General features: G+C 61.6%; 20 protein-coding genes. 4 read left to right on the forward strand and 16 right to left on the reverse strand.

Annotation, left to right across the window (positions count from 1 at the left end):
• Positions 1-233: 233 nt before the first annotated feature.
• The 6 genes from K3179_RS10855 to K3179_RS10880 form a co-directional block, all read right to left on the reverse strand.
• Positions 234-2,471 (reverse strand): M3 family metallopeptidase, encoded by a 2,238-nt coding sequence (locus K3179_RS10855; RefSeq protein WP_247712945.1) that lies wholly within the window; start codon positions 2,469-2,471, stop codon positions 234-236.
• Between the two features lie 161 nt (positions 2,472-2,632).
• Positions 2,633-3,280 carry a hypothetical protein gene (locus K3179_RS10860; RefSeq protein WP_247712946.1) on the reverse strand — a complete coding sequence of 216 codons (648 nt, stop codon included), beginning with the start codon at positions 3,278-3,280 and terminating at the stop codon, positions 2,633-2,635.
• The gene (thpR, locus tag K3179_RS10865; protein WP_221564877.1) at positions 3,277-3,816 is read right to left on the reverse strand and encodes an RNA 2',3'-cyclic phosphodiesterase; all 540 of its coding nucleotides are present in this window, start codon (positions 3,814-3,816) and stop codon (positions 3,277-3,279) included. Before thpR ends, K3179_RS10860 begins: the two co-directional genes overlap by 4 nt.
• A gap of 24 nt (positions 3,817-3,840) precedes the next feature.
• Positions 3,841-5,010 (reverse strand): GGDEF domain-containing protein, encoded by a 1,170-nt coding sequence (locus K3179_RS13600; protein WP_221564888.1) that lies wholly within the window; start codon positions 5,008-5,010, stop codon positions 3,841-3,843.
• Between the two features lie 126 nt (positions 5,011-5,136).
• On the reverse strand, positions 5,137-6,051 hold the full coding sequence (locus tag K3179_RS10875) for a lysozyme (protein ID WP_247712947.1): 915 nt from the start codon (positions 6,049-6,051) through the stop codon (positions 5,137-5,139).
• 188 nt (positions 6,052-6,239) lie between these two features.
• A complete protein-coding gene (locus tag K3179_RS10880) occupies positions 6,240-7,220 on the reverse strand; it encodes a hypothetical protein (RefSeq protein WP_221564890.1) in 981 nt (326 codons plus the stop codon).
• Positions 7,221-7,392: 172 nt separating this feature from the next.
• Between K3179_RS10880 and uvrA the strand changes: the two genes are divergently transcribed.
• Together uvrA and K3179_RS10890 are read left to right on the forward strand one after the other, a co-directional pair.
• Positions 7,393-10,317: an excinuclease ABC subunit UvrA gene (gene uvrA / locus K3179_RS10885; protein WP_221564892.1), complete on the forward strand. Its 2,925-nt coding sequence runs from the start codon at positions 7,393-7,395 to the stop codon at positions 10,315-10,317.
• A gap of 210 nt (positions 10,318-10,527) precedes the next feature.
• A complete protein-coding gene (locus K3179_RS10890; protein WP_221564894.1) occupies positions 10,528-10,821 on the forward strand; it encodes a hypothetical protein in 294 nt (97 codons plus the stop codon).
• A gap of 167 nt (positions 10,822-10,988) precedes the next feature.
• Here the strand turns inward: K3179_RS10890 and K3179_RS10895 are convergent, their stop codons facing one another.
• Positions 10,989-11,780 carry a helix-turn-helix transcriptional regulator gene (locus K3179_RS10895; protein WP_221564896.1) on the reverse strand — a complete coding sequence of 264 codons (792 nt, stop codon included), beginning with the start codon at positions 11,778-11,780 and terminating at the stop codon, positions 10,989-10,991.
• Between the two features lie 222 nt (positions 11,781-12,002).
• On the opposite strand from K3179_RS10895, the gene K3179_RS10900 reads away from it, so the two are divergent.
• Both K3179_RS10900 and K3179_RS10905 read left to right on the forward strand, forming a co-directional pair.
• Positions 12,003-12,551: a response regulator transcription factor gene (locus K3179_RS10900; protein ID WP_221564898.1), complete on the forward strand. Its 549-nt coding sequence runs from the start codon at positions 12,003-12,005 to the stop codon at positions 12,549-12,551.
• 203 nt (positions 12,552-12,754) lie between these two features.
• Positions 12,755-13,507, forward strand: a complete 753-nt coding sequence (locus tag K3179_RS10905) for a hypothetical protein (protein WP_221564900.1) — start codon at positions 12,755-12,757, stop codon at positions 13,505-13,507.
• A gap of 30 nt (positions 13,508-13,537) precedes the next feature.
• On the opposite strand, the gene K3179_RS10910 is transcribed toward K3179_RS10905, so the two are convergent.
• The 9 genes from K3179_RS10910 to rlmN all read right to left on the reverse strand — a co-directional run bounded on the left by K3179_RS10910 (position 13,538) and on the right by rlmN (position 21,925).
• Positions 13,538-14,050, reverse strand: coding sequence for a septal ring lytic transglycosylase RlpA family protein (locus K3179_RS10910; RefSeq protein ID WP_221564902.1), 513 nt, complete (start codon positions 14,048-14,050; stop codon positions 13,538-13,540).
• 944 nt (positions 14,051-14,994) lie between these two features.
• On the reverse strand, positions 14,995-16,209 hold the full coding sequence (locus K3179_RS10915) for an argininosuccinate synthase (protein ID WP_221564904.1): 1,215 nt from the start codon (positions 16,207-16,209) through the stop codon (positions 14,995-14,997).
• A 234-nt stretch (positions 16,210-16,443) separates the two neighbouring features.
• Positions 16,444-17,184: a molybdopterin-binding protein gene (locus tag K3179_RS10920; protein WP_221564906.1), complete on the reverse strand. Its 741-nt coding sequence runs from the start codon at positions 17,182-17,184 to the stop codon at positions 16,444-16,446.
• Entirely contained in the window at positions 17,174-17,845 is a 672-nt protein-coding gene (locus K3179_RS10925) for a cytochrome b/b6 domain-containing protein (protein WP_221564908.1), read from the reverse strand. The genes K3179_RS10920 and K3179_RS10925 overlap by 11 nt, the downstream gene beginning before the upstream one ends.
• Positions 17,842-18,609, reverse strand: coding sequence for an SDR family oxidoreductase (locus tag K3179_RS10930; RefSeq protein ID WP_221564910.1), 768 nt, complete (start codon positions 18,607-18,609; stop codon positions 17,842-17,844). Before K3179_RS10930 ends, K3179_RS10925 begins: the two co-directional genes overlap by 4 nt.
• Positions 18,610-18,752: 143 nt before the next feature.
• Positions 18,753-19,136, reverse strand: coding sequence for a glycine zipper 2TM domain-containing protein (locus tag K3179_RS10935; protein WP_160595107.1), 384 nt, complete (start codon positions 19,134-19,136; stop codon positions 18,753-18,755).
• A gap of 120 nt (positions 19,137-19,256) precedes the next feature.
• Positions 19,257-19,904 (reverse strand): MOSC domain-containing protein, encoded by a 648-nt coding sequence (locus K3179_RS10940; protein ID WP_221564912.1) that lies wholly within the window; start codon positions 19,902-19,904, stop codon positions 19,257-19,259.
• 168 nt (positions 19,905-20,072) lie between these two features.
• The gene (locus tag K3179_RS10945) at positions 20,073-20,684 is read right to left on the reverse strand and encodes a class I SAM-dependent methyltransferase (RefSeq protein ID WP_221564914.1); all 612 of its coding nucleotides are present in this window, start codon (positions 20,682-20,684) and stop codon (positions 20,073-20,075) included.
• The gene (gene rlmN / locus K3179_RS10950) at positions 20,681-21,925 is read right to left on the reverse strand and encodes a dual-specificity RNA methyltransferase RlmN (RefSeq protein ID WP_221564925.1); all 1,245 of its coding nucleotides are present in this window, start codon (positions 21,923-21,925) and stop codon (positions 20,681-20,683) included. Before rlmN ends, K3179_RS10945 begins: the two co-directional genes overlap by 4 nt.
• Positions 21,926-22,020: the final 95 nt, after the last annotated feature.

Below are 22,020 nucleotides of genomic sequence, written 5' to 3' on the forward strand. Positions count from 1 at the left end.
TGCGCTCGAAGAAAACAGAAATAGGTTTTTAAGTTCGTTTCGGAATGAAAGGCGCTGCCGTCGGGCCGATTCGCGAAACAACTGATTTTATGCGACATTTTTGACGCAGGGCATGAAAACTTGAAATTAACCAAAGGGAGGCTGGAGAAGGAATTTATTCTTCTCCAGAACCCGGTTCGGGAGATTAACCGGAGCGGCTTTACGACCGCTCCGGTTACTGCAAATTTCGGAAATCAGTTCACGGCCTGCGAGGGCAGCGCACCGTCCGAAACTTCGCTGTCCGCCGCTTCGTCGCCAGCGACAAGGCCGCGCGCCTCGAGCATCGGGGTCACATCGGGTGCCCGACCGGCGAAGTTCTGGAACATCTGGAAGTAATCCATCGTCCCGCCACGGCTGAGAACGGTGGCGCGATAGTGATCGCCGTTCTCGCGGGTCAGGCCGCCGTTCTCGATGAACCACTTGCGGCTGTCGCGATCGAGCATCTCGGTCCACAGATAGCTGTAATAGCCGGCAGAGTATCCCGCGGGCGAGCTGAAGATGTGGTTGAAATAGGTGCTGCGATAACGCGGCGGCACGAGGTCGATCTCGAGGCCGAGTTCTTCGAGCGAACGACGCTCGAACGCGTCGACCTTTTCCGGCGTATCGATAGCGGCTGCTTCGGCGGGCGACAGTGCGCTCCACTTCATGTCGAGCAGGGCGGCTTCGACGACTTCGCCGAAATCATAGCCTTGGTTGAACTTTGCAGCGGCTTCGATCTTCTCGATCATCTCGTCGGGAATGGTCTCGCCGGTTTCGTAGTGCTTGGCGTAGTTCGACAGCACGCTCGGCCAGGTGGCCCACATTTCGTGGACCTGGCTGGGATATTCCACGAAGTCGCGCGCCGTGGCGGTGCCCGACAGGCTTTCATACCGCTGGTCGGCGAAGAAGCCGTGCAGCGCGTGTCCGAATTCGTGGAAGGTGGTGTTCACCCAGTCGAAGCTGACCAGCTGGACTTCGCCTGCCGGTGCCTTCGGGATGTTGAGCACGTTGTAGATCACCGGCTTGGTGCCATACAGATGGCTCTGCTCCACGAAGTTGCTCATCCATGCACCGCCACGCTTGGACGGGCGCTGGAACGGGTCGAAATAGAAGATGCCCAGTTCGCTGCCGTCGCGGTCGAAGACGGTGTAGGTCGTCACATCCGGGTGATAGACCGGCAGGTCCGTGCGCTTCTGGAAGGTAAGGCCGTAAAGCTTTTCGGCCATGTAGAACACGCCGTCCTCGAGCACCTTGTCGAGCACGAAATATTCCATCACCGCGTCTTCATCGAGGTCGAACTGTTCGGCCTTGATACGGTTGGCATAGCGATACCAGTCCCACGGCTTCACTTCGTAATCGCCGCCGTCGGCAGCGATTGCGGCGGTCAGCATGGCCGCTTCACGACGCTGGGTCGCGGCGAGGGCGGGGACCATCTGTTCCATGAAGTCGAGCGCGGTCTTCGGCTTTTCGGCCATGCGGTCCCACATCGCATAGCTGGCCCAGTCGGCTTCACCGAACAGCGCCGCCTTGTCGGCGCGCAGCTTGGCGATCTTGGCAATCAGCATGCGCGTGTCGACATCGGTCGTGCCGTCCGCACGGTGATAGCTCGCCATGAACAGCTTTTCGCGGGCGTCGCGGTTTTCCATGCTCGGCAGCAGCGGCTGCTGCGTCGTGTTCTGGAGCGCGATGGCATACTTGCCGTCGAAGCCCTTTTCGGTCGCAAGATCGGCAGCCGACTTGATGTCGCTGTCCGAAAGTCCGGCAAGTTCTTCGCGGCTGTCGAAGATGACCGGCTGGTCGCTCATCGCGGCGCGTGCGTCCTGGCTGAATTCGGTCGTCAGCGTCGACAGCTGCGAGTTGATCGCCTTGACCTGTTCGCGCTCGGCATCGCTGAGCAGCGCGCCGGCGTGGACCATGCCTTCGTAGGTCGTTTCGAGCAGCTTTGCGTCCTCGACCGTCATCGTCATCGCGGCGCGGTTGTCATAGACCGCCTTGACGCGGGCGAAGAGGGCGGGATCGAGCGTGATCGCGTCATAATGCTCGGTCAGCTTGGGGCTGATCTCGGTGTTGATCTCGTCCAGGCGATCGGTCGTGTTCGAACCGGTGAGGGCGAAGAAGACCGTGTTGATCCGCCCCAGCATGCCGCCGGCCTTTTCCAGCGCGACGATGGTGTTCTCGAAATTCGGGGCCGCCGGGTTGTTCTTGATCGCCTCGATCTCGGCCTTGTGGATCATCATGGCCTGCTCGTAGGCAGGCAGGTAATCGTCTTCCGAAATTCGTGTGAAGTCCGGCGCGTGGAACGGCAGGTCGCTGCGCTCGGCGAAATAGCCGGTGCCAGCGGGAATATCTGGATTGTAGGCCTGGGCTTCTTGCAGGTCTGCCAAGGGGTCACCTTCTTCGGTGTTGATGGTTGCGCATCCGGCAAGCAGGGCTGCGGCGGCGGTGGTGGCCAAGATTTGGGCCTTCATGGTCTCTCCAATAATTGGCGAAAAACGAATGGACGGGTGTGCATCCGTAATATGGTTTCGTTTGCGACAATGGCGCATGAACAGGAATTGCAGGCTAAGTGCAAGTTTCCAGCGTCGAACGGTCGATAGCGGTCGGCGGAAAATGCTTAGTCCAAGCGCTTGCCCTGACCGCGCTCGGCCTGTTCCTTCGCAGCTTCGGCCGCTTCTTCCAGCGCCTGGCGGTTCACCGTGACGATGCGCGGCTTGCCTCCGGTATCGTCGACTACCAGCCATAGCGAGCCGAGCTCGAAATAAGCGCCCTGTTCCTTGTCGACCGTCATTTGCGACAGGTCGAGATCGCGCAGGACGGCGACCATGCGCTCGTCGAACACCTCGTCGAAGAGCGTGTCGATTTGGTCCTCGCTCAATTCGCGCCGTTCTCCGTCGGCGTCGATATAAAGCAGCGGAAGTCCGACCTGTTCGAGCAGGCGCGCCTTGTCGCCGCTTTGCGCCGCCTCGCGCAGGGTCTCGATTGCAGCCTCGAACTGGCTCGGACTGGTGCCGGTGGCGCAGGAGATCGCGCCGCCGTTGACCGCATCGTTGGCCCGGTCGAACTCCACGTCGGGATCTTCCTGTTCGGACCAGACCAGCAGGAGGCAATTCTCGACCGGATCGGTGCGGGCTTGCTCTTCGATGACCTGCACCAGGGGTTCGCTCTGGTCCTCCGGTGCGAGAATGTCGGCGGGCGCGGGCGAGCAGGCCGCCAGTGCAGTCGCGAGGCCGATCGCCGGGAAGAGATGCGCTGAGAACTTCATTGCCGGGCAGGATAGCGGACAATCGGGGTGTAGATCGACCCCTCGGGGTGCAATTCGCTCTCGAACAGGACGAATTCCTGCACGGTCCACGGCTCGAGCCGCAGGCGGCTGGTGGCCGACAGGAAGGGCTGTGCAGGGCCGCTCGCGGTATTCAGCCGGGCGAGGGTGATGTGGGGCAGGAACTTGCGCCCTTCCGGCTCGATCCCGACACTCTGGCAGGCACGCTCCACCTTGCGCTGCAAGAGGATCAGCGGCTCGCAGGGTTTCACTCCCGCCCACAAGGCTCTCACAACGCCTTTTCGTTCGAAAAAACCAGAGCATGCAATCACAAGATCGAAGCTATCGAAGGTGATCGTGCCAAGCGCCTCGGCAAGATCGTCGGCCTGGTGCGTCTCCACATCGCCCACATAGCGCAAGGTGAGGTGGAGCTGGTCGTCATCCTGCCAGCGTGCCTCGTCCACGCCTTCCATGAGGTCGGTGAGGGTGTCGCGAATGGGCGGGGGCGGGCGCAGTCCGACAAACAGGCGATGGCTCATGATGTGGTCCGAAACTGCGTGATCTCAGCGATCGACCTGTCGCACGCGGTTGCGGCCTTCGGTCTTGGCATCGTACATCGCGGCATCGGCAAGCCTGATGCTGTCGTCAATAGTGCTCGTGCGGACGTGCGGCCCGATGCCGATGGAGGCACTGGTCGCACCGCTCGGCAGTCCGACGGTCTCGTGCAGCATCGAAAGACCCTCGCGCAGGTCTTCTGCAAACACGAGAGCGCGCTCCGCATCGGGCTCGTCGAGGAATACGCAGAACTCTTCACCGCCCAATCTTGCTGCGAAATGATGCCCTTCGCCGTAGGCCCGCAAGGCGTCGCGCATCAGCTTGCCCACCTCGATCAAAGCCCTGTCGCCCATGTCGTGACCGTAGGTGTCGTTTATCTTCTTGAAATGATCGAGGTCGACCAGCATCAGATGGGCGGTTTCCCGGGTCTGTCCGTCTACGAGACCGTATTCGAAGAGCGCGCGGCGGTTGTAGAGGCCCGTAAGCGGATCGTGCTTGGCAAGGAATTCCGCCTGGGCGAGCGCGTCGGCGAGGTCTTCGTTCAGGCGCCGGTTCTCCACCAGCATGTCTGCGGAGACGCTCCGCTGCTGGGCGGTGGCGAAGGCGAACATGGACACGCCGACCACCAATGCCGTCGTCCCGAAAGCATAGGGCAGCAGGGCGTCCCCGGCATACAGGTAAAGCGCCACGAACAGCGTGAGCAGGAAACCGACCATGAAGGCAAAGGTCTGCTCCCGCAAAGGCGCGGTCATCGTCACGATCAGACCGACACCGGTGATCGTTCCGGCGGCAATGAGCAGGCGCAGCGGTTCATTCAGCGGCTGGGCAAGGGAGGGAAGCAGGAGGTAAGCCCAACTCATCCCGCCAAAAAACAGCATGATCGACAGGATACGTAGCGCCGGATCGAGCGATCGGCCTGTGTCGATCTGTCGGCGCAGGTGGTTGTAGGACATGTGAGCGCCGACAAGTGCAAGCACACGCATGATCAACGGGAGGACGTAAGCGTTCGGATCGGCGAGAAACAGCACCGCAGCCGCAATCGCGACGACGCTGAGTACGTTCGCAGAAAACGCGCGCTGTTCGGTAATGAGGACGGAACGGACCGTCTCACGCCAGCTTTCTCGTAGCCAGTCTGCGTCCCGTTCGGGTGCGACCGTAAACCCATTGGCCGTCTTCACGCGGCTTCCCCTTCTCGCCCCACCTACAACCTCCGTAGGGTGAGGCCTAATAAATGCCCTATGACATCTGGCAGAGACTTACAATCTTGCGCGGAAGCACATTACCTTTGTCACGATTAGAAAGATCTACGTCTCTCTGGGATCTTCGTAGCTTGCGTCCATGAACATCATGGCCCTTCGCTCCGACCTGAATTCCAGCCCACGAGCAACCTGTCCGGCCGCATGCGTGTAGTCGAGTTCCGCTGCGATCTTCTCGTAATCGCCGGCCTGGATCGCCGCGTTAAGTCGCGGGCTTTCCGCTTCCGAAACGTTTCCGAGCCCGACATTGTAGACGAGGTCCAGAAGCGCATCGAACTCATGCTGGTATAATGGCAAGTCGCCGACCAGGATCCGGACGCCGCGTTCGGCAGTCGCCAGGTCACTTTCCAAGAAGGAGAGGACCTGTTCTTCGGAAATCCGGTCTCCTACCCGCAAATTGTCTCCCGGCGTGATCAGGTGACCAACGCCGACCGTCGGATAGCCTGCCACGTCGCGATAGACGGTATAGCGGACACCCTCTTCCTCGATAAGCGCCTGCTTGAACTCTTCGCTGGCCTTCATGAGCGCTGCAGGTTTGCGAATGTCCTGCTCTTCCGCGCTCATAACATAAGTAGCTGCCAATTGCTGGTCGGCGCGGGTCTTTTGCGTCGGGGGACCGGTAAAGGCAGCCAGTCCCACTGCACCCGCGCCCATCATCAATGTGGCCCTCTTTCGCGTAGAGAACTTCGGATTGACATTGAACACTTGCTGGGCGGCCTGACGGGCCCGTTTCAATTCCCGGCGGTGACGGCGGTGTTGCTTTATCCGCTTAAGGAGCCTGCGCGCACGCTTTTGCTCACCCGCATGGGGCGTCGCGGTCCACTTCTCGTTTTCTAGCGGCCGATCGAGTTCGCGCATGATCGCGCGAATGCGTTCGTCCTGAAGCGAACCGGAAACGGGCGCAGGCCGCAAGTGGTCGGATGACGGTGCGACCCGATCCTTTTGCTCGACTTCCTGCTTCATTGTTGTTTCTATTCCCGTGAATTCTGTATCTGAAATCCTCCGCTCGAGGGCGGAGGGGAGGGCCGATCTGCGGCCTGTCTTACCCAATCAACGGATAGACCCGCGGATTGGGTCCACGCTTCACCGCGCCTGGCACTCGCTTGGGAGAGCGACCCCTGCTGGGCAGGCGTATGGCAAATAACCATTTTTCAGTTACTTACGGACAAGGGCGGTGGGGGCGGCGGTTCCACCTCTCCGGGAGGCACTGGTGGCGGCTCGGGCGGGTTCATGACGCTCTCCAGCGTCTGCAAGTCCAGCCGGCGGCCTTTTTGCCCGGTCCCGACGAGCAAGGTCATGTGGTCTTTCCCGGTCCTGATAACAGCTGGACTGGCCGACAGCAGGCCCATCACGAGACTCCGGCCGTTGTCGCTGCTGCGCGTCAGGGCCTCGCAACGGATCGTTGAGCCGTTCCTGTTTTTCAGGCGACCGTCTTCGGTCCATTCGATGTCGATCGAGGTGTCGGGGCATTCCGACCAATCGATGCTGTTCGCACCGAGCGTAATGACACCTGCATTCTCGCCGATGCCGAAACCCGAATGACCCCATCCGTCGTAGTTGGAGGCCATCCTCGGAACCCATTTGCCGGTCACGAAGTCGCGGTCGGGGATGTTGGCGAGGCGCCAGGCTTCGGGTTCGACAAGGACGAGTTCGGTCTCCCCGCTCTTCAAAAGCAGGCGGCTGTCCCCGACGCGGTTTACTGTCGGGTTCGAACCGAAAAAGCCGAAGAACCTGCCATCGCGGCCTTCCCATTCCGGGGGGCACCCGATCAGTGTCTGCGTGCGCGTCCCGTTGCCGGTATCGCGCAGGGTTCCATTTCTATCCAGCGAGGCCGGATTGCCGGAATGATTGCAACCGATAGAGTAGGCAAGCCCATCGTTCCCCACCTGCACATAGGCGCGCCGCCAACCGATGTTTTCGCGCCAGCTCGGAGAAAACTCGTTGAACCGCTCGACCAGCCAAAAGCCCTCGATCTCGTCGAGCGAGGTCACGGCAGGGCCGATTTCGAGCGTTGGCGTCGCAGTTTCGGATGCGACAACTTCGCTTTTCGAAGACGACGCATCGCTACACCCGGTGAGGCAAGTGACTGAAAGCAAAGCGCCGATTGCGATGAGCGGGTTGGTTGTGACCATGCAAAGGAAACTCGCGTGGCGGCAATCCGGGTCCCCGCTTGTATTCGCCCAAGGCAAAACCCACATTCGCGGAACCCCCGCGCTTCTCGTCCGCTGCCCTCAGTGAAGGGCTGGACCTCCCATAATCGCGGCCCCTTGACCAAAGCGAACAATTCGGGAACACGCTTCCTTCATGGCACTTACGAAAATCTCCGTACGCGGCGCGCGCGAACACAATTTGAAGGGCGTGGATATCGACCTGCCGCGCGACAGCCTGATCGTGATCACGGGCCTGTCCGGCTCGGGCAAATCGAGCCTCGCGTTCGACACGATCTACGCGGAAGGGCAACGGCGTTATGTGGAGAGCCTGTCCGCCTATGCTCGCCAGTTCCTCGAGATGATGCAGAAGCCCGATGTCGAGCACATCGACGGGCTGTCACCTGCAATCTCGATCGAGCAGAAGACCACCAGCCGCAACCCGCGCTCGACCGTGGCGACGGTTACCGAGATATACGACTACATGCGCCTGCTGTGGGCGAGGGTGGGCGTACCTTACTCTCCGACCACCGGCCTGCCGATCGAGGCGCAGACCGTCTCCAACATGGTCGACCGGGTAATGGAATTGCCCGAAGGCACGCGGCTGTACCTGCTCGCGCCGGTGGTGCGCGGGCGCAAGGGCGAATACCGCAAGGAACTGGCCGAGTGGCAGAAGGCTGGCTTCACCCGCGTGCGCATCGATGGCGAGATGTATCCGATCGAGGAAGCCCCCGCGCTCGACAAGAAGTTCAAGCACGACATCGAAGTGGTGGTCGATCGTCTTGCGGTGAAGGAGGGGCTGGAAACGCGCCTCGCCGACAGTTTCGAGACTGCGCTGAAGCTCGCCGATGGGCTCGCCTATGTCGACCTTGCCGATGGCGTGGTGCCGGGGCGTGAGGACGAAGCCGAGGGTGGCGGCGCGATGAAGGGGGCGGGCCTACCTGCCAACCGCATCGTGTTCTCCGAGCGTTTCTCCTGCCCGGTTTCAGGCTTCACTATCGAGGAAGTCGAACCGCGCCTGTTCTCCTTCAACGCGCCGCAGGGGGCCTGCCCGACCTGTGACGGGATCGGTGAGAAGCAGCTGTTCGACCCGCAGCTGGTCGTGCCGAACGAGGCTCTGAGCCTCAAGAAAGGTGCGGTCGTGCCGTGGGCGAAGAGCAATCCGCCATCGCCCTATTACATGCAGGTGCTGGCTAGCCTCGCGAAGGAATACGAGTTCGATCTCACCACCCCGTGGGAAGATTTCGACAAGGAAATCCGCGATATCATCCTTTACGGCACCAAGGGCCGCGCCATCCCGCTCACTTTCAAGGACGGGCGCAAGCAGTATACGGTGAAAAAGCCGTTCGAGGGTGTGATCGGCAACTTGAACCGCCGCATGCTCCAGACCGAGAGCGCGTGGATGCGCGAGGAGCTGTCGAAATTCCAGACCGCGCAGCCGTGCGAGACCTGCCATGGCAAGCGTCTCAACGAGAAGGCGCTGGCGGTGAAGATCGCGGGCACCGACATCGCCACCCCCACCAAGATGAGCGTGGCGGATGCGAAGAACTATTTCCTCAAGCTGCCCGAGGATCTCAACGACACGCAGAGCCAGATCGCCAAGGCCATCCTCAAGGAAATCAACGAGCGGCTGGGCTTCCTCGACAATGTGGGCCTCGACTACCTCAACCTCGACCGGACCAGCGGCACGCTGAGCGGCGGGGAGAGCCAGCGTATCCGCCTCGCCAGCCAGATCGGCTCGGGCCTTTCGGGCGTGCTCTACGTGCTCGACGAACCCAGCATCGGCCTGCACCAGCGCGACAACGACCGGCTGCTCGAAACCCTCAAGCGCCTGCGCGATCTCGGCAACACGGTAATCGTGGTCGAGCATGACGAGGACGCGATCCGCCAGGCGGACCACGTGGTCGACCTTGGCCCCGGCGCCGGTGTGCGCGGGGGCGAGGTGGTGGCGCAGGGCACGCTGAAGCAGGTGCTGCGAAGCAAGAAGTCGCTCACTGCGGACTATCTCACCGGACGCCGCGAGATCAGCGTCCCGGCCACCCGCCGCAAGGGCAACGGCCACCAGCTTACCGTACACGGCGCGCGGGCGAACAACCTCAATAACGTCACCGCCAGCCTGCCGCTCGGGACCTTTACCTGCATCACCGGCGTCTCGGGCTCGGGCAAGTCGTCCTTCACCATCGACACGCTCTACGCCTCCGCTGCGCGCCAGCTGAACGGCGCACGCGTGGTCGCGGGCGCGCACGACAAGGTCACCGGCCTCGAATATTGCGACAAGGTGATCGAGATCGACCAGTCGCCCATCGGCCGCACCCCGCGCTCCAACCCGGCGACCTACACCGGCGCCTTCACCCAGATCCGCGACTGGTTCGCGGGCCTCCCCGAAGCGCAGGCGCGCGGCTACAAGCCCGGCCGCTTCAGCTTCAACGTCAAGGGCGGCCGCTGCGAGGCGTGCCAGGGCGACGGCCTGATCAAGATCGAGATGCACTTCCTGCCCGACGTCTACGTCACCTGCGAGGAATGCGGCGGCAAGCGCTACAACCGCGAAACGCTGGAGGTGAAGTTCAAGGGCCACTCCATCGCCGACGTGCTCGATATGACGATCGAGGATGCGGAAGTCTTCTTCAAGGCCGTCCCCCCGATCCGCGACAAGATGCACATGCTGAACGAGGTGGGGCTGGGCTACGTCAAGGTCGGCCAGCAGGCGACCACGCTGTCGGGCGGGGAGGCGCAGCGCGTGAAGTTGGCCAAGGAACTGTCCAAGCGCAGCACCGGCCAGACGCTCTACATCCTCGACGAGCCCACCACGGGCCTCCATTTCGAGGATGTGAGGAAACTCCTCGAAGTGCTCCACCGGCTGGTGGAACAGGGCAATTCGGTGGTGGTGATCGAGCACAATCTCGACGTCATCAAGACCGCCGACCACATTCTGGACCTGGGCCCGGGCGGCGGCGTGCGCGGGGGCGAGATCGTCGCGCAAGGCACGCCGGAAGACGTGGCCGAGGTGCCCGAAAGCTATACCGGCCAGTACCTCAAGCCGATGCTGGAACGGCAGTCAGCCACCAAGGAAGCGGCAGAGTAGCGACGTAGACGAGCTAGCGTAGGAGCGCTTGCGCGACGCGCCAGCGTCGCCAAAGCGCAAGCGCGCGTCGCGGCTTATGCCGCGAAGCCAAGCGGCCCGGATGGGCCGCGCCCGGCGTCTGAGGGCGCAAACAGAAAACTCCCCGCAAGTCCTTAACCACCCTGTGGTATAGCCAAGCCTTCACACCCGTCAGCTCAGGGAGGGTGGGTTATGAAATGGCTTGTCTTTCTCGTCGCCGCAGTGGTCGGCTTCCTGGTCGCTTTCGGCTGGTCGAACAGCGATGAGATCGGGGCGGAGGTGGACCGCAAGCTGGACGAGGACTTCGCCGAGCAATGCGTCGCTCGCGCGCGCTTCCCGGCGGAATTCCAGTCCAAGGCGCCGCAAATCTGCGGCTGCATGAAACGCGAATTCGACCGCCGCGGCTTCAAACTGACCGACGCCTTCGGCGAGGACAATGCGGAGATGCGGACCGTCGTGCAGGGGTGCGCGCGGAACGCGATGTAGGGTGGGCCAAAATTATCGCCTGATGGGCATAGAAAGTAGTTGCGAAATTTCAGAAGATTGGACTGGTCAGCACTTCGAAGCTGACGGTCGCAATCAGAGCATAATGTGAGCCTGACGCTAGGTGAGCCGTCGGGCAGCCGGAATGCTCTTATTACATGCCGGTCGCATCATGCGTCCGTGAGGAAGCCGAGCTTGTATCCCTTCAAGGCGGCCGACACGCGGTCATTTACTTCGAGCTTTGCAAACAATCGCTTGAGGTGAGTGGCAACGGTCGGAGCGCTGATCCCGAGTATCACTGCTATTTCTGGATTTGATTTTCCGGCGCCGATCCATCGAAGGATCTCGATCTCCCTCGGCGAAAGCTTTTTGCTAGGCTCCTCTCGACCGGTACCGAAATGATCGAATCTCCAATGTGTATGTTGCGCGATAGCATGCATCAATGACCTGTCAGCAGCCGCTAAATCTTCGTCGCTCACTTGGGTTGCACCGAAGAAACCTTGCACGCGTTTTCTTCCCACAGTGGGCATGAGAAGGCCGTCTGTAACCGGGGAATCGGTAAATTCTGCCAAATAAGCAGCTTGCTCCTCAGTGGGTTCGAGTTCGGCTAGAGCTTCTCTTATCGACATGACCTTTTCTTGGGACATTACATAAGTCGGAAGTGGGTCAATGTCCTGGTAGTTCAGAGCCATGTAACGATTCATCCATCGGCGCGGCATCCCGCGCTCGAATAGCTGATAGTCGTCAAGATCGTTCTTTTTGGGAAGGACATAGCAGACGGCCTGAAATCCAAACGAGCGGAAAAATTCACTCACAACTTCGAGAAGCTCGTCAGCATCAGAGGCATGGTCGATTGAATTGAATATTTCGAAACCCGGCATCGGTTCTCCAAAGTGGTGAGCTTTTTCCTGAAAACGCTCAATTTCGATGGCTAGCTTAGAAACACGGTTAAAATATGCCAACCTACATGTTTAGTATCATTCAGTTAGATGACATTAGGCTGTGTGACTACTCAGAGTACAAGTAAATACGTACGTAGTTCCCACTTACGGATCGCTTCCCAAGATTAAATTCAAACGGGAAATGCGTGATTCGATCGTGAACTTAGGGGCTGTTAGATGTCAAAATCTCAGTTTATTATAGTAGATCGAGACCCATTGACCGCGAATGCTCTCGTTAGGGCATTGGGCGATTTCGGCTATGCCTACCCCGTGGCCACGTTAGGTGAAGTGGGTGCTGAGTGGCCGGAATTCTGCATGATTTTCGTGGCGGATCGGGCCGATCAACTGAACGACGCGATCGAGTTTGTTCGGGAACGAGGGGTGTTTTACCCGATAATTCCCTATAGCGATGAGGTCGTACCGCAGCGTGTCGTCGACACGATACGATGCGGGGCGATGAGCTATTTGAGTTGGCCTTCCACCAAAGCGCAGTTGGTTGAAGTGCTATCCTCGATTGAAGAGAGTTCTGAAGCGTTGCTGCGTGAGAAAGCGGCGCGTGAACGAGCATTCTTCCTCCTGAAAACCCTGACACGGAAGGAGACGGAGGTCCTCAATGAGATTGCCACCGGGGCGTCGTCGCGGCAGATATCCAAGGTTCTTGGGATCAGTCACCGGACAGTAGAGGCTCACCGTTCGAACATTATCGCCAAACTCAAGGTGCCTAATGCGATCGCCGCGGTACGAATGGCACTAGAACCCCGATTGCCACAGATGCCGCCCAGTCGTCGTTAGAACCCGTTGATATTGGCATCTCAATTAGCGCGACAAAGTGATCTCCTGGGCAGGACTTCAAGTTCCGTCCAATATCGAGGGGTCCGGGCCAGCAGGTTCGGACCCCTACTTTTCGCCAGTCGCGTAGCTCAGTATCTAGCGCTGTCCTACTCCCATTCCTGTCTATAACTAGTCCGGTTCACTCCACTCCACACAGGTGAACCATGAACGCCATCGTCCCGATCGAACCCGCTCCCACTCACGGTCCGCATGGGGAGGGGCGGACGGTGTTGACGCCTTCGCTCCAGGCGGAGTTTCTCAAGAGCCTCCAGCTGTTCGGCAATGTCCGGCTCGCGTGCCGGGCGGCCTCGTGCTCGGCGCAGACGGCTTATCGGGCGCGGCGGCGCTCCTCCGGCTTTGCGCGGGCGTGGGATGCGGCGCTGCTCGCGGCGCGGGCTTCGGCAGAGGCGACGCTCGCCGATCGCGCGATCAACGGGGTGGAGGAGGCTGTCTTCTATCACGGCGAGGAGGTGGCGCGGCGCAGGCGCTATTCCGACCGCCTGCTGCTCGCGCGGCTCGACCGGCTCGAGGAAAAGCCCGAAATCGCGGCCGAGCTGGATGTGCTCGACGAGCGGATCGAGGCGCTGGAGCGGGGCGAGGAACTGGCGGCGGCGCGCTCGCCCGAAGAATTGGCGCAAGAGTGTGTTCCACCCGTTCCACTCTGTAGGGAATGCGGGGAGCAATCCGACACGCTGGACGAGGAGGACCTGTGCGCGTGCTGCGTCACATGGGTCGAGCGGGTGCTGGCGATGCACGATGCGCGGCCTGCCGATGCGCCGAGCATCGAGGAACAGGCGCAGGCGCTGGGGATGGAGCCTCTCGCGCTGGAGGAGCTGCAGCTATCCGCCTACGAGGGGCGCAGGCGAGAGTGGTGGCTCTTCACCGGAGAGGACGGGAAGGGCGCGTTCGTGTGGTAGCGGCGAGGGGCTGGCGCGAAGGCGCGGTGCCTACTTCAGCAGCTCCAGCTCTACCGAGCCGTGACCGCGCTGGATGATGCCGATCTGCTGGGCCGCGGCGCGGCTGAGATCGATGGTGCGGCCATGTGCGTAGGGACCGCGGTCGTTGATGCGCACGATGACCGAAGCCCCCGTGCGCGGGTTGGTGACCTGGACCAGCGTTCCGAAGGGCAGCGTCTTGTGCGCAGCTGTCATGGCGTTCATGTCGAACCGCTCGCCACTCGCGGTGCGGCGGCCGTGGAAGCGGCGGCCGTAATAGGAGGCAACCCCGCTGCCGAGCGAGGTCGTGACGGGCTCCACCTCGACCGGGGGATCGAAGGTGTCGAGATCCACCGCCTCCGGACCCGGCGCAGGCGCAGCGGGCAGGGGGGCGTATTCGGCGAAGCTCGCCTGGAAATGGGTGTCGGTTACTGGGGTAAGCTCGCGCTCTTCCGAATGACCGGCAGTGCCGGGCAGCACCAGTGCTGCAACGAAGAGTGCGCTGCGTAGCGCGCGTTTGGCCATGAATGGACCTCCCGTTCGGTTCGGGAGGATATAGGCGATGGCGCGCGCGGAGTCGTTAACGTGGACGTAAACTGCCTCGTTTTGGCCACGTTTCGGCGCGCGGATACGGAGGTGGCCGTGCTTTCCTACTGCATCTGGGGTGTGCCAGGTGGCGTGCATACCAGAGAGCGATTCGGTGGATTTGGACGCTGTGGCTGCCGGATCGCGAGGGAAGGGTGCCGCATAGCAAATGGGGCCGGCATTGCTGCCGACCCCACTCTCACCGATACGTGGCCGTGTTCCTTCAACCGAAGTTCAAGGGACGCAGACTTGGCATCCGATGTTTTCCCTTCCGTTCCGTCCGAAGACTTCCCTTCCGGTTCTGTCACCGGCGCTCGCACCGGCATCCGGCTCCACCCTCCAATCAGCCCGGTCCAGTCGCGTCGCGGCCGAAGCCGTTCGCTTACTTTCCCCAGCCGACCTTCAACAGGCAGCTCCGCAGCCCGACCTTCCGTTCATGGCCGGAGCCTCGAACGGTTGCATCGCCATCCGGTCCGAAGACCTTGTTGCGACGCCTCCTTCGGCATCCGACCGGGTTGGCCCGGCTCGTAATGGAACGTTACGCGTCTTCGTCATCGACCCGCCTTGCGTCCGGCGTGAGCCTTCGGCACGAGGGTCTCGTAAGTCGCGCGGACAGGTTCCGCTACGTCTTTCCGGTTCCGAATTTCCTAAGTCTTTCAGGTCGTTAGACCGTCTAGACCGGAAGCTTTCTTCGCCGTTCCGATGACTTGAAGCTGCGCCTGATCGCCCGATTCTTCAAGCGCACAAGAGGCGAGTTATCCACTTTCCACACAATTCGCTGTGGAGGGAGGTGGATAAGTCAACCGTTCGTCGCAAAGATTCGAACGCTACCGCCGCCATCCGCGCAATTTTACGCGCCTACGGATAGGCTCGTTGGTAATTCTCTAGCGGTCGCGCTTGGCCAGCAGGCGAAGTCGCAGGGCATTCAGCTTGATGAAGCCCTCGGCATCCTTCTGGTCGTAAGCGCCTGCGTCATCTTCGAAAGTGACGTGGGCTTCGGAATAGAGCGACTGATCGGACTTCCGCCCCACGACCATTGCGTTGCCCTTGTACAGCTTCAGCCTGACGGTCCCGCTGACCTTCTCCTGGCTGAGATCGACGGCCGCCTGCAACATCTCGCGCTCGGGGCTGAACCAAAGGCCGTTGTACACAAGTTCTGCATAGCGCGGCATGAGCTCGTCCTTGAGATGCGCCGCGCCGCGGTCGAGTGTGATCTGCTCGATACCGCGATGTGCACGGGCGTAAATCTCGCCGCCCGGGCTTTCGTACATCCCGCGGCTCTTCATTCCGACGAAGCGGTTCTCGACAAGGTCGAGGCGCCCGATGCCATGCCTGCGTCCCAGCGCGTTGAGGGCGGTAAGCAGGGTCGCGGGGCTCATGGTCTCGCCATTCAGCGAAACACCGTCGCCCTTCTCGAAGCCGATTTCGATATATTCAGGCGTGTCCGGCGCGTCCTCCGGGTGATCGGTCCGCGAATAAACGTAGTCCGGCGTCTCTTCCCAGGGATCCTCGAGCACCTTGCCCTCGCTGGAGGTGTGCAGGAGGTTGGCATCGGTCGAGAAGGGGCTTTCCCCGCGCTTGTCCTTCGGAACGGCGATCTGGTGCTTCTCGGCCCATGCGATGAGCGCGGTACGGCTCGTCAGGTCCCACTCGCGCCAAGGAGCGATGACCTTGATATCGGGATCAAGCGCGTAGGCGGACAATTCGAAGCGCACCTGGTCGTTGCCCTTGCCGGTCGCTCCATGTGCGATTGCATCCGCGCCGGTCTCGTGAGCGATCTCCACAAGGCGTTTGGAAATAAGCGGCCGGGCAATCGAAGTGCCGAGGAGATAATCCCCTTCGTACCGCGCATTGGCCCGCATCATCGGGAAGACGAAATCGCGCACGAATTCCTCGCGCAGGTCTTCGATGAAGATGTGCTTGTCGGGAATGCCCATAGCTCGCGCTTTCTCGCGCGCAGGCTCGATTTCCTCGCCCTGACCTAGGTCGGCCGTGAACGTGACCACTTCCAGTCCGCGCTCTACTTCGAGCCATTTGGCGATGACGGAGGTATCGAGGCCACCGGAATAGGCGAGGACGACGCGTTTGATTTCGGACATGGAGTGCACCTTGGTTAGCTTGGCCGCGCGGCTAGCAGGAGCGCGAGGCGGTAGGCAATCAAGAAGCGCTTAGCCGGCCGAAAGCGGCGCGACGGACTGTTTGCCAAACTCGGCAAGTATGCGACGGGGAAGAGCTGCCTCTTCATAATCAAGCGCGCCGACGTCGACATGGAAGCGCTCGGGCAGTTGGTGCGCAACAACTGGGACGCAATGGCGCGCAAATACACCGATTGATCAGATACCGGCGTACCATTGGTAGCCGGCGCGGTCTTCCCAATAGCCGCCTTTGCCGCCTGCGATATCATCGAGGCTGGCCACCGCTTCGATGGCGGTGAGATACTTGGCGTGCTTGTAACCTAGCTGGCGTTCGATGCGCATTCGTAGCGGGGCGCCATTGCGGATGGGGAGCGGTTCGCCGTTCAGCTCATGCGCGACGATCGTTTGCGGGTGGTAAGCGTCGATGAGGTCGACGCTCTCGTAATAATCCTGCCCGTTGAGGTTATCCGCGCAACGGAAGACGATGTATTTCGCTTCGGGCCTCAGTTTTGCCACGTCGAGCAGCAGGGAAAGCTGCGGACCGGTCCATTCGCCGATCGCACTCCAGCCCTCGACGCAGTCATGGCGCGTTACCTGCGTGCGCTGGGGCAGCTTGCGAATGTTCTCGAGACTGAGCGAAAGCGGGTTTTCGACGAGACCGCGGACTTCCAGCCGCCAGTCGGCAAAGCCTGCCTCGGCCTGCGCAGGATAGTCGCCGTTTTGCGGATCGACCGAACCATTGCCCCGGAAGAAAGGAGAGATAGCGCTGCGCGGAAACTCGGGGGCGAGCGCTTTCCTGTCCGTCAGGAACTCGTGCGCATTCTTGTGCCACCTTTCCGCGGCGCCCAGCAGTTTCGAGCCAGCGTCGCTATCGGCGAACTTGTTGCACCCGGCGACGAACCCGGCGCCGAGCGCAGCGAGAAAAGCCCTACGCTTCATCGATGCGTCCTCCGGTGATCATGTCCCGAATTTGCCGGTAAGGGCCTGCCAGGACGACCAGGGCCAGATGCACGACAAAGAAGCCGAAGATGGCGAAAGCGAAGATGAAGTGCAGACTGCGTGCCGATTGCCTTCCGCCCAGGAGGTCGACCATCCATCCGAGCAGCGGCTCCAGTCCCGGGCTGATCGCCATTCCGGTGATGATCATCATCGGCAGGAAGACTCCGAGGACCAGCCCATAGGCCAGCTTCTGGAGGAAGTTGTACTTGCCCTCTCCGTGGTCGAAATCGAGCTTCAGATGCTGGATGATATCGCGCTTGATGTTCGACCAGCGCCACTCGCGTCTGCTGGTGGCGATGTCGCGCTTGAAGTGCCTGTTGAGGAGCATGGCGGCCCACATGAAGAGGAGGCCTAGTGCAAACGGCCAGGCGACGAGGATATGCCAGTCGCGTGCAACCGCCAGGCTGTAATAGCCGGGGATGGTCATCCAGTCGGGGAAGCGGGGCACTTCGAGCCAGGCTTGCTCGCGGGAAAATCCCCAGTCGCCCCAATAGAGCAGGCGGTGGGCATTGGAGATCGTCAGCCCCGACATGAACAGGACGACCACGCAGAACACGTTCAGCCAATGCCACAAGCGCGTGGAAAGGGCGTGACGTTTCAAGCCTCGGCTCCCTCTTCCCGGGCGAGGTAGATGACATCCCTGTCCTGCTGCATCAGGTGCTGGCCGCTGTCGATGAAGAGCGTCTGGCCGCTGGCAAGGTCGCCTTGCGCAAGGAATACGGCGGCATCGGCAATTTCATCCGCCCCGGTGCGACGCCGGAGCAGGTTCATCCGGTGCGAGCGCTCGGCCTCCTCTTCCGTCTGGTCGTGGCTCGGCAGGATCGCTCCGGGAGCGAGGCCGTACACTCGGTCGCTATCACGGGTGGCGCCCATGGAAAGCATCGAGATCGTGGCGTCGAGAGCATGCTTGCTCATCGTGTAGCTGAAGAAGTCGGGATTGGGGTTGCGCAACTTCTGGTCGGTGACCTGGATCACGCACCGCCCATCTTCGGACTTGGCGCCTTTCAGGAAGGCCTGTGCCATGCGGGCGGGGGAGCGGGCGTTGATCTGCATCGCCCTCTGGTTCGTTTCGGGATCGAGCCCGGTTACATCGTCGGGCGAGAAAGCCGAGGCGGAGTTTATCAGCACCCGCCAATCCTCGTGGCGCTGCGCAAGCTCTTCGATCATTTGAACCGCTGCCTCGCCATCGCGCAGATCGCAGCAGACCGTTTCCGCGCTAGGCAGGCTGTCGGCCAGTTCCTGCGCGGCCCCGTCGGAGCTGTGGTAGTGGATGATGGTGTGCCAGCCTTCGGCAGCGAAGGCCTTCACGATGGCGGCCCCGAGCCGCTTCGCGCCACCCGTCACCAGAACAGCGGGCCGGGTCATCGGGAAAGCTCGTCGCATCGATCCATGGTGCTGGTCTGGACCAGCAATGCGTGTGCGATCAAGCCCTTTGCGCGCATCAGGTGCGGACAAGCAAAACGCCGCGAGCCAATGGGCCCGCGGCGCTTGCTGTTATCCCAGGTCGATCAGCGGCAGCGCAGGCTGCCCCGGTCGATTTCGCGCCCGACGATTGCGCCGACGGCACCGCCGAGGATTGCGCCCAGCGTGCGGTCGCCGCGACCGGCGAGTTCATGGCCCGCAAGTGCGCCGACACCGGCACCGATGACAAGACCGGTCGTGCCGTTGTCACGCTTGCAGTAATAGCGGCCATCGCGGCCACGCCACATGTAGCTGTCGCGAGTGATGCGGCGCGGCGTGACGTAATAGCCCTGGTTGTTGTACATACGGTCCTTGGCGCGCTTGCCGTGAGCCGGCGCCCAGCTGGGCGGGTCAGCGGCTGCCGGAGCGGCGGTTCCGAGGCCGGTCACGGCCATCGTGCCGGCGGCGAAGGCGAGTGCGATCTTCTTCATTATGCGTCCCCTAACGAGAGTGATTTGTCGCCAGTTTGCGGCGAGGATTACAACCGCGGATGAACAAACGCCTTTAACTCGAAATTAGCGATAAACCGACCGGAGGCCTGCGACGAAATGCTATGATTTCAGTTTGCCGAACGCCTTCTCGCGCCATTTTCCGGTGAGCCGGTCGAGCCCGGCAATCGCACGCAACTCGTCTTGATTCGGGTTTGCCACCGGGTCGTAGAGAGCGGCGAAAACGCGCGCGACGCGCCAGTCGGCATGACCATCCTCGACCTTGCGCAATTCGTCGCCCGCCTCGGCCTCGCCTTCCTCGAGGACGCGGTAGTACCAGCCGCAATTGTGCGCGCCGAGGATATGCGCGACCATGCCTTTGCGGCCGAAGCGGTGCTCTATCTTCCAGCATGGCTGGCGCGGCTGGCTGACTTCGAGCAAGGCAGTCCCGAGACGGAAGCGATCGCCGATCAGGACGTCGTCCTCTTTCAGGCCAGCGACCATCAGGTTTTCGCCGAAGGGGGCAGGGCCTGCCAGGAGGGGATGTCCACCCAGTACCCCATTCCAAGCGCGATAATGGTCGGTCGGATAGTGGTGCACCGCCATGTCGATCCCGCCGTGGTGCTTCGTATCGGCGACCATATCCCCTTCGATGCCGAAACTGCGAAAGGTCGCCGTTCCTTCCAGCGGGCGTTTGTCGATGGCGCTCAGTTCCGCGCCGTTGAATGGCTTGGGTAGGCCGATGCAGATCGCATCCACGCGCAGGCTCATATACCGCCCCGCAATCCTACAGAGTGGAACGGGTGGAACACGGTCCAAGGGAGGAAATCCTGCCCACCGCCCAAGCGGCGCATTCCGGTCGTTTTTCGAGGGCTTGGCACGGTCATCGGCCCATTCCAGCACATGGCGCCAAAGTAGGAAAGGCTTCGTCCGCTGCGGTCAATCGTCACCGCGCCGGACAGTCAGGGCATACCAGTCTCGCTGCACGCCGTCGGCCCCTTCGCCGCGATAGCGCACGGCATCGAGGATCGTGAAACCCGCTTCGCGGTAACGCTCCTCCAGCCATTTGGGCGAGGGGAGGTTGGTCCAGCGTCCCAGCGGATCGCGGCCTTCGTCCGGATGCGCCTCGTCGCCAAGTTTGTAATTGGCAAAATGAAGGCCGCCGGGACGCAGGGCGGCGTGGATGGATCGCAGGACGGGCGGAAGATCGACGCGGGGCAGGTGCAGCAGGCATGCGTGTGCCCAGATCGCATCATAAGCACCTTGCGCATCGAGTTCGGAAAACAGCAGCTTGCGTGCCGGAAGGTCGAAGCGTTCGCGCGCCTTGCGGGCCATGGCCTCGGTCCCGTCGGTCGGATCGACCGCAAACCCGCGTTCGAGCATGCGCGCGGAATCCCGGCCGCTCCCGCAGCCCAGTTCCAAAATCTCAGCCCCGGAATCCAGCCGGTCGAGGAATGCGTCGAGAAAGCGGCTCGGACCTTGGCCGAATGACAGGGTGTAGCGCGGCGCGTTCGCCTCGTAATAGGCGATCGTGTCCGCGTCCGCGCTCACTCCTGCGCGGCTCCGGCCTCTGCCGCTTCGCGATCACGCTGGGCGCGGGATTTCTTCTCGGCAGTGGTCTTCAGCTGGCCGCAGGCCGCATCGATATCGCGGCCGCGCGGGGTGCGTACGGGTGCGGAAATGCCGTTTTCGAAGACGATGTTCGAAAATGCGCGCACGCGTTCGGGCGTGGAGCATTCATAGGGCGCGCCGGGCCAGGGGTTGAACGGGATCAGGTTCACCTTGGCGGGAAGGTCGTATTCCTTGATCAGGCGCACCAGTTCGCGCGCATCGTCGTCGGAATCGTTCTTGTCCTTCAGCATCACGTATTCGAAGGTGATGCGCCGGGCGTTGCTGGCCCCGGGGTAGGCGGCACAGGCGGCAAGCAGTTCCTCGATACCGTACTTTTTGTTGATCGGTACGATCTCGTCGCGGACTTCCTTGGTCACCGCGTGGAGCGACACGGCAAGGTTCACGCCGATCTCTTCGCCGCAGCGTTCCATTGCCGGAACCACGCCGCTGGTCGACAGCGTGATGCGGCGCTTGGAGAGGGCGAGGCCTTCGCCATCCATCACCAGCTTCAGCGCATCGCGCACGTTCTCGAAATTGTAGAGCGGTTCACCCATGCCCATCATGACGATATTCGTGAGCAAGCGGCCGTCTGCGCGGTATTCGGTCTCGTCCGCTTCCTCGCCGAAATCCATCTTGCCCTTGGGCCACTCGCCCAGCGCATCGCGCGCCAGCATGACCTGTCCCACGATCTCGCCCGGCGTCAGGTTACGCACGAGGCGCATGGTGCCGGTGTGGCAAAACCGGCAGTTGAGCGTGCAGCCCACCTGGCTCGACACGCACAGAGTTCCGCGATCGGCATCGGGGATGAAGACCATTTCGAACTCGTGCCCGTCGGCCGTCTTCAGCAGCCATTTGCGGGTGCCATCGTTCGAATGCTGGGCCTCGACCACTTCGGGACGGCCGATGACGAAACGTTCGGTCAGCCAAGGGCGCATCGTCTTGGCGATGTCCGTCATCGCTTCGAAATCGGTGACGCCGCGATGGTAGAGCCAGTGGAAGACCTGCTTTGAGCGCAGCTTCGCCTGCTTCGCATCCAGCCCGGCGGTTTCGAACAGTTCGCGGATGCGCGCCTTGGGCAGGCCCATCAGATCCACGCGCCCGTCGGGACGCGGCGTGATGTCACGCGCGACGGGAACCGGGTCTACCTGCCCGGGGATGCTCATCAAATTCGTATCGGCCATGGGAGCGACGCATATAGGCGCGTGAAGGGTGAAAGGAAAGGGGCGTGCACAATGCAGGATCATGCATTCGGTTTCCGTGAATTCGCCTGCGCTCT

It is taken from the genome of Qipengyuania intermedia (assembly GCF_019711615.1).
Classification (GTDB): Bacteria; Pseudomonadota; Alphaproteobacteria; order Sphingomonadales; family Sphingomonadaceae; genus Qipengyuania; species Qipengyuania intermedia.

Excerpts from the sequence above, each read along its gene's own strand:
- K3179_RS10920 (WP_221564906.1), bottom strand. The coding sequence starts at position 17,184 with ATGAAGCGTAGGGCTTTTCTCGCTGCGCTCGGCGCCGGGTTCGTCGCC.
- K3179_RS10890 (WP_221564894.1), top strand. The coding sequence starts at position 10,528 with ATGAAATGGCTTGTCTTTCTCGTCGCCGCAGTGGTCGGCTTCCTGGTC.
- thpR (WP_221564877.1), bottom strand. The coding sequence starts at position 3,816 with ATGAGCCATCGCCTGTTTGTCGGACTGCGCCCGCCCCCGCCCATTCGC.
- K3179_RS10940 (WP_221564912.1), bottom strand. The coding sequence starts at position 19,904 with ATGAGCCTGCGCGTGGATGCGATCTGCATCGGCCTACCCAAGCCATTC.
- rlmN (WP_221564925.1), bottom strand. The coding sequence starts at position 21,925 with ATGGCCGATACGAATTTGATGAGCATCCCCGGGCAGGTAGACCCGGTT.
- K3179_RS10930 (WP_221564910.1), bottom strand. The coding sequence starts at position 18,609 with ATGACCCGGCCCGCTGTTCTGGTGACGGGTGGCGCGAAGCGGCTCGGG.
- K3179_RS10875 (WP_247712947.1), bottom strand. The coding sequence starts at position 6,051 with ATGAAGCAGGAAGTCGAGCAAAAGGATCGGGTCGCACCGTCATCCGAC.
- K3179_RS10905 (WP_221564900.1), top strand. The coding sequence starts at position 12,755 with ATGAACGCCATCGTCCCGATCGAACCCGCTCCCACTCACGGTCCGCAT.
- K3179_RS10910 (WP_221564902.1), bottom strand. The coding sequence starts at position 14,050 with ATGGCCAAACGCGCGCTACGCAGCGCACTCTTCGTTGCAGCACTGGTG.
- K3179_RS10915 (WP_221564904.1), bottom strand. The coding sequence starts at position 16,209 with ATGTCCGAAATCAAACGCGTCGTCCTCGCCTATTCCGGTGGCCTCGAT.
- K3179_RS10880 (WP_221564890.1), bottom strand. The coding sequence starts at position 7,220 with ATGGTCACAACCAACCCGCTCATCGCAATCGGCGCTTTGCTTTCAGTC.
- K3179_RS10935 (WP_160595107.1), bottom strand. The coding sequence starts at position 19,136 with ATGAAGAAGATCGCACTCGCCTTCGCCGCCGGCACGATGGCCGTGACC.
- K3179_RS10860 (WP_247712946.1), bottom strand. The coding sequence starts at position 3,280 with ATGAAGTTCTCAGCGCATCTCTTCCCGGCGATCGGCCTCGCGACTGCA.
- uvrA (WP_221564892.1), top strand. The coding sequence starts at position 7,393 with ATGGCACTTACGAAAATCTCCGTACGCGGCGCGCGCGAACACAATTTG.